Genomic DNA, 12,274 nt, shown 5'->3' on the forward strand with positions numbered 1-12,274 from the left:
CCGCGGTCTCCTCGTTGCCCGCTTCCCCCACGACGCGCCCCTCAGTCCACTATGGATTAATCGAGGTCGGCCGACGCCGCCAGCGTGAGGGTACGCGAGCTGTGGTGCGGCTCAGCGGGAGGGGTGTACCCGCGCCTCGGCCGCCTGCCACGCCGCCTCCGCGCCGGCTTCCGGCTTGTAAAACCGCAGCTCCTGAGTGCGCCGCAGCAGAGCCCGCAGGTCCGCCAACCCGCCGTGTACCACGCCGAGCGCGCGCGCCTGCACGAGCGCGTTGCCGAGCGCGGTGGCCTCGACCGGGCCGGCCACCACGGGCAGCCCGCAGGCGTCGGCGGTGAGCTGGCAGAGCAACGCGTTCCGTGCGCCGCCGCCCACGATGTGTACCGCGTCGACGTCGCGTCCGGAGAGCGCGGACGCCTGCCGCACGGCGCGGCGGTGCGCGAGCGCCAGACTGTCCACAATGCACCGTGTGAACGCGGCCGGCGACACCGGCACCGGCTGCCCGCTCGCCACGCACGCGGCCGCGATCCGGCCCGGCATGTCGCCCGGCGGCAGGAAGGCCGGGTCGTCCACGTCGACGAGCGTGCCGAGTGCCGGCTCGCGGGCGGCGCCAGCCAGCAGTTTGGCCACGTCCAGGGCGCCCCACGCGCGCATCGACTCCTGGAGGACCCAGAGCCCCATCACGTTGCGCAGGTAGCGGACCGTGCCGTCGACGCCGGCTTCGTTGGTGAAGTTGGCCTCGCGGCTCGCCGCGCTGAGCACCGGCTCGGGCAGCTCGACGCCGACGAGTGACCACGTACCGCAGGAGATGTAGGCGAACCGCTCGCTCTCCGCCGGCACCGCGACCACCGCGGAGGCGGTGTCGTGCGAGCCGACCGCCGTCACGGGCAGGCCCATGTCTCGCACAACGCCGGCCGGGTCGCCAGGCCGTCGCAGCTCGCCGAGGAGACGCGCCGGCAGGCCGGCGCGGGCGACAAGTTCGGCGGACCATTCGCGGGTACGCACGTCGAGCAGCTGGGTCGTGGAGGCGTTGGTGACCTCGGTACCGGCGACGCCGGTGAGCCAGTAGGAGAGCAGGTCCGGGATCAGCAGCATCCGCTCGGCCGCCGCCACGGCCGGTGTGTCCGCGGCGGCGGCGAGCTGGAAGAGCGTGTTGAAGGGGAGCAGTTGCAGGCCGGTCGTCGCGTACAGCCACTCGGCACCGAGCTTCGCGACCACCGCGTCCATCACGCCGTCGGTACGCCCGTCCCGGTAGTGCACCGGGTTGCCGAGCAGCGCGCCGTCGCGGTCGAGCAGGCCGTAGTCCACCGCCCACGAGTCGATGCCCACGCTCGCCAGGTCGGGGTGCTCGGCCACGGCCGCGCGCAGCCCGGCCAGCACCTCCGCGTACAGCCGGAGTGCGTCCCAGTGCAGCGTGTCGAGCAGCCGTACCGGGCCGTTGCCGAAGCGGTGCGCCTCCGCCAGCGCCACGCCGTCGGGCGATACACCGGCCACCATGACCCGACCGCTCGCCGCGCCCAGGTCGACGGCCGCGACGGTGGCCCGCCGGGTCATCGCAGGAACGCGGCCGCGACGCCGGCGTCGACCGGCACGTGCAGCCCGGTGGTGTGGGTCAGGTCGCCGGCGGTGAGCGCGAAGACCGCGTTGGCCACGTGCTCGGGCAGCACCTCCAGCTTGAGCAGCGTGCGCTTGGCGTAGTACGCGCCGAGCTCCTCCTCCGGCACCCCGTACGTCGCCGCGCGCTGGGCACCCCACCCGCTGGAGAAGATGCCGGAGCCGCGTACGACGCCGTCGGGGTTGACGCCGTTGACCCGGATGCCGTGCGCGCCAAGCTCGGCGGCGAGCAGCCGTACCTGATGGGCTTGGTCTGCTTTAGCGGCGCTGTAGGCCACGTTGTTGGGGCCGGCGAAGACGCTGTTCTTGCTGGCGATGTAGACGATGTCGCCACCCATGCCCTGGTCGATCAGCGCCCGCGCGGCCTCCCGCGAGACCACGAACGAGCCGCGCGCCATCACGCCGTGCTGGATGTCCCAGTCGCCGTCGGTGGTCTCCAGCAGCGGCTTCGAGATCGAGAGCCCGGCATTGTTGACCACCAGGTCGATCCCGCCGAACGCGAGGACCGTCTGCTGTAGGGCCCGCTGGACGGCCGCCGTGTCGGTGACGTCGACTGTCACCGGTACTGCGACGTCGGTACCCCAGGTTCTGGCTGCGTCCGCCGCCGCGGCGCTCGCCCCCGATGGCGGCGCGGACGTGGCCGCGTTGAGTTCTGCGGCGACGGCGGCCGCGCCGTCGGCGTTGCGGTCCGCGACGACCACGCAGGCGCCCTCGGCGGCGAGCCGGTGCGCGATCGCCCGGCCGATGCCCGAGCCGCCGCCGGTGACCAGGGCGATCCGCGTGGCGAGGGGCTTCGGCTTGGGCATGCGCTGGAGCTTGGCCTCTTCCAGCGCCCAGTACTCGATGCGGAACTTCTCCGCCTCGTCGATCGGCCGGTAGCTGGAGATTGCCTCGGCGCCGCGCATCACGTTGACGGCGTTGACGTAGAACTCGCCGGCCACGCGGGCGGTCTGCTTGTTGGCGCCGTACGAGAACATGCCGACGCCGGGGACCAGCACGATCGCCGGGTCGGCGCCGCGCATCGGCGGGCTGTCCGGCGTCGCGTACTGCGTGTAGTAGGCGGCGTACTCGGCCCGGTACTGGGCGTGCAGCTGCCTGAGCCGGTTGATCGTCTCGTCGAGGGGCGCGGTGGGCGGCAGGTCGAGGACGAGCGGGCGGACCTTGGTGCGCAGGAAGTGGTCTGGGCAGGACGTGCCGAGCGCGGCCAGGCGGGGGTGCTCGGCGCGGGCCAGGAAGTCCAGCACCACGTCGCTGCCGGTGTAGTGGCCGACCTGCCGCCGGTCGGTGCTGGCGAGGCCGCGGATGACCGGGGCGAGCGCGGCGGCGCGGGCGTGCCGCTCGGCCTCGGGCAGCGCCTGGTACCCCTCGACGATCGGTCCGAACGGCTCGGGGCGCCCGCGTTCGTCGATGAAGGCCTGGGCGCTGCGGATGATCTCCAGCGAGTTTGCCTCGCACTCCTCGCTGGTGCCGCCCCACGCGGTGATGCCGTGACCGCCGAGGATCACGCCGATCGCGCGGGGGTTGGCTTGTTTGACGGCGGCGATGTCGAGGCCGAGCTGGAAGCCGGGGCGGCGCCAGGGCACCCACGCCACCCGGTCGCCGAAGCACTCCTTGGTCAGCGCCTCGCCGTCGGCCGCGGTCGCGAACGCGATGCCCGCGTCGGGGTGCAGGTGGTCCACGTGCGCCGCCTCCACAAGGCCGTGCATCGCGGTGTCGATCGAGGGTGCCGCCCCGCCCCGCCCGTGCAGGCAGTAGTCGAACGCGGCCACCATCTCGTCCTCGCGCTCAGGGCTCGCGACGCCGGGGCTACCCGGGTACACGTCCACCAGGGCGCGCAGCCGGTCCAGCCGCAGCACCGCGAGACCGCCCGGGGTCAGCGTCCCGAGGTCGCCGCCGGAGCCCTTGACCCACAAAAGGTCGACCGGCGCTCCGGTGACCGGGTCGGTGTCGGTGCCCTTGGCGGAGGTGTTGCCGCCGGCGTAGTTGGTGTTCCGGCGGTCGGCGCCGAGCCGGTTCGAGCGGGCGATCAGGTCGTCAACCGTGGACACGAGTTCAGGCTCCCCATCCGGCTTGCTGGCCGCCGACCCGCTCGGCGACGATCTTGTCTGCGTATCCCGACCGGCGGTACGCGGTGACCGGGTCGGGGTCCAGGCCCATCTCCTGCCGTACTTCGGCCAGCAGCGGCCGGACGTCGGTGTTGTAGGCGTCCATGAAGACGGCGTTGGCGCCGAGCACGTCACCGGCCTGCTGGGCTTCGGCGAGCGCGTCCCGGTTGACCAGCAACGCCTTGGCGGTCGCCTCTTGGACGTTCATCACCGAGCGGATCTGGGCCGGGATCTTGGGCTCGATGTTGTGGCACTGGTCGAGCATGAACGCGATCCCCGCCTCGACCTTGAGCGCGTCGGCCGAGACGATCTCGTGCATGATCCGGAACAGCTGGAACGGGTCCGCCGCCCCGACCATCAGGTCGTCGTCGGCGTAGAAGCGGGAGTTGAAGTCGAACGCGCCCAGCTTCGCCTCGCGTAGCAGCAGCGCCACGATGAACTCGATGTTGGTACCCGGGCGTGGTGGCCGGTGTCGATCACCACCTGCGCCTTAGGCCCCAGGCGCAGGCAGTGCACGTACGCGGTGCCCCAGTCCGGCACGTCGGTGGTGTAGAAAGCCGGCTCGAACAGCTTGTACTCCAGCAGCAGCCGCTGGTCCTCGCCCAACGCGTCATACGTCTGCTGGAGCGCTTCGGCCAGGCGGTCCTGGCGGGCGCGGATGCTGTCCTGGCCGGGGTAGTTGGTGCCGTCGGAGAACCACAGCTTCACATCCCGCACCCCGACCGCGGCGGCGATGTCCACGCATTCGAGCAGGTGGTCGGTGGCCTTGCGGCGCACGTCCGGGTCCGGGTTGGTGACCGAGCCGAGCATGTAGTCGTTGTCCTGGAACACGTTCGCGTTGATCGTGCCCAGCCCGACGCCATGCTCCTTGGCGAACGCCGCCAGGTGGGTGTAGTCGTCGACCTTGTCCCACGGGATGTGCAACGCGACCGTCGGCGCGACACCCGTGTACCGGTGCACCTGGGCCGCGTCCTCGATCTTCTCGTACGGGGTCCGGGGCACCCCTGCCTGCGCGAACACCTTGAACCGCGTCCCGGAGTTGCCAAAGGCCCACGACGGCAACTCGATCCGCTGGGCTCGCAACGCCGCGCGTACCGCATCAGTCATGGAGGGCCTCCAGTTGGGCTTTGAGGTTGAAGATCTCGTCCAGTTCGGTGAAGCCCTCGTCCGGCCGGCGGCCGCCGAGGTCTTCGAAGAACGGCGCCATCTCGGCCTGCCAGCGCGCGTTGACGGCGGTGCGCTCCATCGCGGCGAGCGAGGCCGCGAGGTCTTCGGTGTGGAAGTGGCCGACGAGCAGGCCGTCGTCGTGCAGGAAGAGCGAGTAGTCGTGCCAGCCGGCGTCGCGGAGGGCGCGGAGCATGTCCGGCCACACGGCGGCGTGGCGCTCCCGGTACTCCGCGAGCCGGTCCGGCTTGACCCGAAGGATGAAGCAGACACGTCGCACGTTCGCTACTCCCGTTCGCTGCTTCCGGGTGGTTTGTGAACCGTTTCAAGCGGTGGCCTCAACATACGAGCGCCGTTGTGCGCATGTCAAGGACGGGTGAACTGGCTCGACTCCCGTACGACGAGTTCGGGTTCGAAGATGACTTGTTGGTGTTGGTGGGTTTGGGGGTTGTTGGCTTCGTCGAGGAGTAGTTCTGCGGCGGTTTGGCCGAGGCGTTGGCGGGGTTGGCGTACGGAGGAGAGTGGTACGGCTGCGGCTGCGGCGAATTCGATGTCGTCGTAGCCGACGAGTGCGATGTCGTCGGGTACGCGTATTTGTTGGCGGGTGAGTACTTGGAGGACGCCGAGTGCGAGGAGGTCGTTGGCGCAGAAGACGGCGGTGGCTCGTGAGTTCTTGGGTTGGCCGAGGATGCGGGCGGCGGCGTCCCGGCCGGCCGCGACCGTGAGCGCCGGCGTCTCGTACTGCCGGAGGTGCTCGTCCTCGCTCAGGCCGGCGTCCTCGAGCGCTTGGCGGACGCCGTCGTGCCGGTCGCGGACCTGTTCGAGGCGGTGTGGTCCGGCGACGAAGGCGATGCGGCGGTGCCCGCTCTCGATGAGGTGGCGCATGGCGAGCTCGCCGCCCAACCTGTCGTCCACGGAGACCGAGCAGAGGTCGGCCTGCCGCGACCGCCGGTCGAGCAGGACCACGAGTACACCCCGGTCGCGGAGGCGGTGGAGTCGTTGGCTGGCGTCGTCGATGGGGTGATGAGGACGCCTTGGACGCGTTGTTCTTCGAGGAGGTCGAGGTAGGCGTTTTCTTTGTTTTGGTTGCCGTCGCTGTTGCAGAAGATGACGGGCATGCCGGCGGTGCTGGTGGTGTCTTCGACGCCTTTGGCGACGTCGGTGAAGAAGGGGTTGGCGACGTCGAGGACGACGAGGCCGAGGGTGCGGCCGCGGCCGCGGCGTAGTTGGCGGGCGGCGTCGTTGGGGACGAAGCCGAGTTCGGTGATGGCGGCGAGGACGCGGGTGCGGGTGGCGTTGGCGACGATGTCGGGGCGGTTGAGCACATTGGACACGGTGCCGACAGACACTCCCGCGTGATTGGCCACATCGCGGATGCTGACCGCTGGTCCGGCCACCCGTGCACTCCCCTCTGCCCGCTGCCTCTTGACACGGCAGTGTGCCATGAGCAGTCTGTCACAACCGAGGGCAAGCGCTTTCCAGGGGCGACATGGCGGATTTGCGGGTGGCCGGACGCGTTGTCGCGGACTACGTCGTCGAGCCCGACGTCGACCCGAAGCACGGGCCCCGGCCGTACCTGCACCCGGTGCGCACGCTGGGCGGGACGACCGTGACCGACGTGCTGCCCGAGGATCACCGCTGGCACCTGGGCGTGAGCGTGGCCGTGCAGGACGTGGACGGCACCAACCTCTGGGGTGGCCGCACCTACGTACGCGACGCGGGATACACCTGGCTGGATGACCATGGCCGCATCGCCCACGAGTCGTGGCTCGCGCCGGCCGACGGCGACGGGTCGCGGCTGGCGGAGCGGCTGCTGTGGCTGGATCCGGCGGGGGAGACCCTGCTGGTGGAGGAGCGCACGCTCGTGGCGTCGCCGGCGCCGCTGGGCTGGACGCTCGACTTCGCCTTCACGCTCACGGCCCCGGCTGGGGGTGACGTCAGCCTGGGCAGCCCGGCCACAAATGGTCGCCCCGGCGGCGCGGGCTACGGCGGCTTCTTCTGGCGCTTGGTCCCGGGCGAGCCCGAGGTATTCACGTCCACAGTGGAAGGCGAGGAGAAGTGCAACGGCAGTGCCGATCCGTGGCTGGCGGTGCGGGGTACGGGGTACACCCTCGTCTTCTCGGGGCTCGACGGCGATGACCGCTGGTTCGTGCGGGCGGCCGGCTATCCGGGCGTGTGCGCCGCCCTGGCGTGGGAGCGTCCGCTCGTCATCCCGGCGGGCGGCACGCTGAGCCGGCGGTACCGGGTGCTGGTCGCGGACGGCACTCTCGACCGTGAAACCATTCAATAAATCACCCTCCGTGGGACCTGGACGGCGGCGCCGGGGTCACCCGTGTGGCAGGCGGCCAGCTCCTCCGGCCCGCGGCCCGCCCACGCGACGTGCGCACGGGATGGGATGACGGACTGGGTGGCTGACAGGGTGGTCAGGGTGCGCCGTAGGCTCTCAGACATGCGCCAGGAGTGGCACCAGGTACGTAATCCCGGGCTCGAAATCGGACGCCCGACCGACGACTCTCCCGAGGTCAGGGCGTTGGGCCTTGATCATTGGCGGACGCTGCCGCGAGCGCAGACGCCGCCTTGGCCGGACGTGGCCGCGGTCGACGAGGTGTGCGGCGTGCTCGACAACGTGCCGCCGATCGTCGCCCCCTACGAGGTGGACCAGTTGCGGGAGCGACTGGCGCTCGTGGCGGCCGGCGAGGCGTTCCTGTTGCAGGGTGGTGACTGTGCGGAGACGTTCGCTGACAATACGGACAGCCACCTGTCGGCGAACGCGCGCACGCTGCTCCAGATGGCGGTCGTACTCACATATGGGGCGTCGCTCCCCGTCGTGAAGGTGGCGCGCGTCGCCGGGCAGTACACCAAGCCACGGTCGGCGATGACGGATGCGCTGGGGCTGCCCTCCTACCGGGGCGACATGATCAACTCGCTTGAGGCCACGCCCGAGGCCCGAGTGGCGGATCCGCAGCGGATGATCCGGGCGTATGCGAACTCGGCCGCCGCGATGAACATGCTCCGGGCGTACCTGAACGGCGGTCTGGCCGACCTGCACGCCGTCCACGACTGGAACAAGGACTTCGTCCGGGCCTCGCCGGCCGGTGAGCGGTACGAGGCGATCGCCCGCGAGATCGACCGGGCGCTCGCCTTCATCCAGGCGTGCGGGATGACCGACGACGACGCGCTGCGCACCGTCACGCTCTACTGCTCGCACGAGGCGCTGGCGCTGGAGTACGACCGGGCGCTCACCCGGGTCGCCAGCGGCCAGGCGTACGGGCTGTCCGCGCACTTCCTGTGGGTGGGCGAGCGCACCCGGCAGCTCGACGGGGCGCACGTCGACTTCGTGTCGCGGCTGGCCAACCCGATCGGCGTCAAGCTCGGCCCGACCACCACGCCGGAGCAGGCGATCGAGCTGTGCGAGAAGCTCAACCCGGAAAACATTCCGGGCCGCCTCACGCTCGTCTCCCGGATGGGCAACCACAAGGTGCGCGACGCGCTCCCGCCGATCGTGGAAAAGGTGACCGCGAGCGGCGCCAAGGTGGTGTGGCAGTGCGATCCGATGCACGGCAACACGGTGGAGTCGTCCAACGGGTACAAGACGCGCCACTTCGACCGGATCGTGGACGAGGTGCTCGGCTACTTCGAGGTGCACCGCAACCTCAACACCCACCCGGGCGGCATGCACATCGAGCTGACCGGCGAGGACGTCACCGAGTGCCTCGGCGGTGCGCAGGCGATCGAGGACGTGCACCTGCCCGACCGGTACGAGACGGCATGTGACCCCCGCCTCAACACCCAGCAGTCGCTGGAGCTGGCCTTCCTCGTGGCGGAGATGCTCCGTGGCTGAGACGAAGCCGGTCGACCTGCGGTCGGACACCGTTACGAAGCCCACGCCCGGGATGTGGCAGGCCATCACCGAGGCCGAGCTGGGCGACGACGTGTATGGCGAGGACCCGAGCGTCAACGCGCTGGAGGCCGAGGTCGCCGCGCTCTTCGGGCACGAGGCCGCGCTCTTCGCGCCGACCGGCTCGATGGCCAACCAGATCGCGCTCCAGCTGGTCGCCCCGCGCGCCAGCGAGCTGCTGTGCGACGCCGACGCGCACATCGTGACGTACGAGATGGGGGCCGCCGCCGCGCTCGGCGGCATCTCCACCCGCACCTGGCCGGCCGCCGGCGGCAGCCTCGACCCGGACGTGGTCGCCGCGATGATCCGTCCGCGCGGACCCTACGTGGTGGCCACCGAGGCGATCGCCGTCGAGCAGACGCACAACCGCGCGGGCGGCGAGGTCATCCCGCTCGCCACGCTCGAGCGGCTGCGGCAGATCGCCGACGAGGCCGGCTTGGCCCTGCACTGCGACGGCGCCCGCATCTGGAACGCGCACGTGGCCGATGGGGTGCCGCTGTCCAGCTACGGCGCGCTCTTCGAGACGCTCTCGGTCTGCCTCTCCAAGGGCCTCGGCACGCCGGCGGGCTCGCTGGTCGTGGGCAGCGCCGAGCGGATCGCCGAGGGGCGGGTCATCCGCAAGCGGCTGGGCGGCGGCATGCGCCAGGCCGGGGTGCTCGGCGCGGCCGGCCGGTACGCGATCGCCAACCACATCGAGCGCCTCGCCGACGACCACGCGCGGGCGGCCCGGCTCGCGGACGCCCTGGCGCCGTTCGGCGTGGTGAGCGGCTCCGTCCGTACCAACATGGTGGTCCTCGATCTGACCAACGCCCCGCTCGACGCACCCGCACTCGACGCGGCAGCCCGCGACGGCGGCGTCCTCGTCTCCGTGCTGAGCGCCCGCCGCGTGCGCCTGGTCACCCACCTAGACCTCGACGACGCCAGCATCGACCGCGCCATCGACGTCCTGGTCCGCATCCTCAAGGGCTGAAACAAGAGAGAGACAGCCCCGAGCTACCGCGACGCCCGTCGTGGTCCAGACCGCTGCTCCCGCGGCCTCACCCTCCGCTGTTTCACAACCCCACCCCGCCCGCGGGCATCCGCCAGCCCGGCGGCGGGCCGGCGGGGCTCTGGAGCTGGGCGCACTGATGCGCCTGCCTCGACCGATCGGGGCGGCACCCCGCCTGCGGGCATCCGCCAGACCGGCGGTGGGCCTTCGGGCCTGCGGGGCTCTGGAGCTGGGCGCACTGATGCGCCCGCCTCGACCGATCGGGGCGGCACCCCGCCTGCGGGCATCCGCCAGACCGGCGGTGGGCCTTCGGGCCTGCGGGGCTCTGGAGCTGGGCGCACTGATGCGCCCGCCCCGACCGACCGGGGCGGGCACCGTGCTGTGGTTCCGGCACTGCCTACTCACCCGGCCGCTGACCAGACGGGGCCGCCGCGTGGTCGCCTCGGCGCCTCAGCACCGCGATCAGGTCCGATTTTCGCCGCCCGTGTCGCGGCATTGCCGCAGAGTTCTGGATCTAGTCGACTTTCTGCCGCCAGGACGACAGGAAGTCGACTAGATCTCGCGGGCTTGGCCACAGCGACACGTCAGGTTGGGCGCTTTAGCTGGTTTGTCCGCATGTCAGTCGGAGCGCGCCAGCGATCGTGGTATTTAGCTGTCGCTATAGAGCCTGGCGCGTAATTGGCGGTGCGCTGTTCGTCAAGTCCGCCAGCTTGGTCGTTGCGGTCGGATCGAAGTAGATCTAGAACGTTTAGGGTCGATATAGCACACAAGACGTTCTAGATCTACATTCGCAAAAGAATATATGGGGCAAACCCGGCAACCGATGGTGCCTGCGCGTCGATGCCTGGCGAATTCCAGCCGCTCGCGGCGGGATTGACATCGAGCCTGTGCCCAATTACGCGCCAGGCTCTATAACCACAGCTAAATACCACGATCTGCCGGATAGCGTCCGGGTGCGGCGCCGGTCGAGCGTTCACGATTCGACTGGCTCTGATCGGCGCGGATGGGTCGAGGCCTCACCGCTGGCGATGCCAGCCGAGGGTTTGGGTTGTGGAACCGCGGGGGGCGAGGCTGCGGGAGCGGCGGTCTTGACCCAATGCCACTTGGCCTAAGTGATCAAGGCGATGACCTGGGCATTCTCCGAGGCCGCACCGAGTGTCAGGTACGGCCGGGTCCTTGGGGCGCATCAGGGCGGCCAGGATGGGCCTGATTCATGATCGACTTAAGCGGAGGGTGAGGCCGCGGGAGCGGCGGTCTGGACCACCGCGGACATCGCGGTAGCTCAATGTCTCTGGAGGGTGTGGCGCATCGCGACGCGGCGGCCGGTCGGTGGTGGTGGTGGCGGCCGGGGCGTCTTGGTGGTCTGTGTTGACCGGGCGCGCCTTCGGGTGCGGCGGTGCGCTTGCCTTGACAGGTATATGCCGCGTGGGGAATATGGGCTTATGGAGAGAGCCGACTACAAGCCTGGACCGCCGGTCGACGCTGCCGCCGAGCGGGGTGAGGGCGACCGCTGGACGCTTGTGTTCATCCGTGACTTCCGGCACCCGCGGGAGAAGGTGTGGGGTGCGCTCGTGGAGCCGGAGCAGTTGCGCGAGTGGGCGCCGTTCGTGCCGGACCGTGACCTCGGGGGCGCGGGTGCCGCTACGTTCACGATGCTGGGCGGGGAGCGGCCCGAGGATGGGCCGGCTGAGGTGCTGCGGGTCGAGCCGCCGGCGCTGCTGGTCTACGACTGGGGTGGTGACCTGCTGCGCTGGGAGCTGGAGCCGACCGGGGAGGGACCCGGCTGACGCTGCGGCACACCGTGCGCGACCGCACCTGGCTGTCCATGGTCGCGGCCGGCTGGCACATCTGCCTCGACGTGGCCGACCTGCTGCTCGACGGTCGCCCGATCGGATCGATCGTGGCTGACGAGGCGAAGGAGTTCGGCTGGGAGGAGCTGCGCGACGGCTACGCGGAGCGGCTCGACCTGGACTGAGCGGGGGACCTACGAGGGGTCGGGGTGCTCGGTCACGTTTTGCAGGTAGAGCGCCTCGCCCATCGTCTCGAGGAGTCCGAGCTGGGTCTCAAGGTAGTCGATGTGGTGCTCCTCGTCGGCGAGGATGCCCTCGAAGATGTTCGCCGAGGTCACGTCGCCGATCGACCGCATGTACTCGATGCCCCGGCGGAGCCGGTCGACCGCCTCCAGCTCGACCTTCATGTCGCAGTCGAACTGCTCCTTGACGGTCTCGCCGATCCGGAGCGCGAAGAGCTTCTGGTAGTTGGGCAGGCCCTCCAGGAAGAGGATCCGCTCGGTCAGCACCTCGGCATGCCGCATCTCGTCGATCGACTCGTGCTTGGTGTGCTTGGCGAGCTTCGTGTACCCCCAGTTTTCCTGCATCTTGGCGTGCAGGAAGTACTGGTTGATCGCGGTCAGCTCCGCGGTCAACTGCTCATTGAGAAACTCGATGACGCGAGCGTCGCCTTGCATGCTCGAAGACCCCCACTGATGATTCTGTGGGGTGAGCCTAC

Annotated in this window: 11 protein-coding genes and 1 pseudogene; 5 read left to right on the top strand and 7 right to left on the bottom strand. The window is 70.3% G+C overall.

Annotated features, from left to right (window positions below; all coding sequences use genetic code 11):
- Positions 1–111: 111 nt before the first annotated feature.
- From Pflav_RS42355 to Pflav_RS48275, 6 genes and pseudogenes are all read right to left on the bottom strand, one after another.
- A complete protein-coding gene (locus Pflav_RS42355) occupies positions 112–1,551 on the bottom strand; it encodes a rhamnulokinase (RefSeq protein ID WP_173042078.1) in 1,440 nt (479 codons plus the stop codon).
- On the bottom strand, positions 1,548–3,659 hold the full coding sequence (locus tag Pflav_RS42360; protein ID WP_173042079.1) for a bifunctional aldolase/short-chain dehydrogenase: 2,112 nt from the start codon (positions 3,657–3,659) through the stop codon (positions 1,548–1,550). The genes Pflav_RS42355 and Pflav_RS42360 overlap by 4 nt, the downstream gene beginning before the upstream one ends.
- Positions 3,660–3,663: 4 nt before the next feature.
- Positions 3,664–4,149 (bottom strand): hypothetical protein, encoded by a 486-nt coding sequence (locus Pflav_RS46980; RefSeq protein ID WP_232072562.1) that lies wholly within the window; start codon positions 4,147–4,149, stop codon positions 3,664–3,666.
- Complete coding sequence (locus tag Pflav_RS46985; protein WP_232072564.1) at positions 4,074–4,823, bottom strand: TIM barrel protein; 750 nt, start codon at positions 4,821–4,823, stop codon at positions 4,074–4,076. The genes Pflav_RS46980 and Pflav_RS46985 overlap by 76 nt, the downstream gene beginning before the upstream one ends.
- Positions 4,816–5,160: an L-rhamnose mutarotase gene (locus tag Pflav_RS42370; RefSeq protein ID WP_173042080.1), complete on the bottom strand. Its 345-nt coding sequence runs from the start codon at positions 5,158–5,160 to the stop codon at positions 4,816–4,818. Before Pflav_RS42370 ends, Pflav_RS46985 begins: the two co-directional genes overlap by 8 nt.
- 86 nt (positions 5,161–5,246) lie before the next feature.
- A pseudogene (locus Pflav_RS48275) lies at positions 5,247–6,325 on the bottom strand (LacI family DNA-binding transcriptional regulator).
- A 59-nt stretch (positions 6,326–6,384) separates the two neighbouring features.
- On the opposite strand from Pflav_RS48275, the gene Pflav_RS42380 reads away from it, so the two are divergent.
- The 5 genes from Pflav_RS42380 (at position 6,385) to Pflav_RS47005 (ending at position 11,741) form a co-directional block, all read left to right on the top strand.
- Complete coding sequence (locus tag Pflav_RS42380; protein ID WP_332107847.1) at positions 6,385–7,170, top strand: DUF6807 domain-containing protein; 786 nt, start codon at positions 6,385–6,387, stop codon at positions 7,168–7,170.
- A gap of 159 nt (positions 7,171–7,329) precedes the next feature.
- Entirely contained in the window at positions 7,330–8,721 is a 1,392-nt protein-coding gene (locus tag Pflav_RS42385) for a class II 3-deoxy-7-phosphoheptulonate synthase (RefSeq protein WP_173042082.1), read from the top strand.
- The gene (locus tag Pflav_RS42390) at positions 8,714–9,748 is read left to right on the top strand and encodes a threonine aldolase family protein (protein ID WP_173042083.1); all 1,035 of its coding nucleotides are present in this window, start codon (positions 8,714–8,716) and stop codon (positions 9,746–9,748) included. The genes Pflav_RS42385 and Pflav_RS42390 overlap by 8 nt, the downstream gene beginning before the upstream one ends.
- A gap of 1,460 nt (positions 9,749–11,208) precedes the next feature.
- Positions 11,209–11,553 carry an SRPBCC domain-containing protein gene (locus Pflav_RS47000; protein ID WP_232072568.1) on the top strand — a complete coding sequence of 115 codons (345 nt, stop codon included), beginning with the start codon at positions 11,209–11,211 and terminating at the stop codon, positions 11,551–11,553.
- A gap of 14 nt (positions 11,554–11,567) precedes the next feature.
- Positions 11,568–11,741 (top strand): SRPBCC family protein, encoded by a 174-nt coding sequence (locus Pflav_RS47005; protein WP_232072569.1) that lies wholly within the window; start codon positions 11,568–11,570, stop codon positions 11,739–11,741.
- 9 nt (positions 11,742–11,750) lie between these two features.
- Here Pflav_RS47005 and bfr read toward each other — a convergent pair whose 3' ends face one another.
- Positions 11,751–12,233 carry a bacterioferritin gene (gene bfr / locus Pflav_RS42400; protein WP_173042084.1) on the bottom strand — a complete coding sequence of 161 codons (483 nt, stop codon included), beginning with the start codon at positions 12,231–12,233 and terminating at the stop codon, positions 11,751–11,753.
- Positions 12,234–12,274 lie beyond the last annotated feature (41 nt).

It is taken from the genome of Phytohabitans flavus (assembly GCF_011764545.1).
Taxonomy (GTDB): Bacteria; Actinomycetota; Actinomycetes; order Mycobacteriales; family Micromonosporaceae; genus Phytohabitans; species Phytohabitans flavus.

Coding starts and splice junctions, on each gene's coding strand:
- Pflav_RS42355 (WP_173042078.1), bottom strand. CDS start 1,551: ATGACCCGGCGGGCCACCGTCGCGGCCGTCGACCTGGGCGCGGCGAGC.
- Pflav_RS46985 (WP_232072564.1), bottom strand. CDS start 4,823: ATGACTGATGCGGTACGCGCGGCGTTGCGAGCCCAGCGGATCGAGTTG.
- Pflav_RS42385 (WP_173042082.1), top strand. CDS start 7,330: ATGCGCCAGGAGTGGCACCAGGTACGTAATCCCGGGCTCGAAATCGGA.
- Pflav_RS47000 (WP_232072568.1), top strand. CDS start 11,209: ATGGAGAGAGCCGACTACAAGCCTGGACCGCCGGTCGACGCTGCCGCC.
- bfr (WP_173042084.1), bottom strand. CDS start 12,233: ATGCAAGGCGACGCTCGCGTCATCGAGTTTCTCAATGAGCAGTTGACC.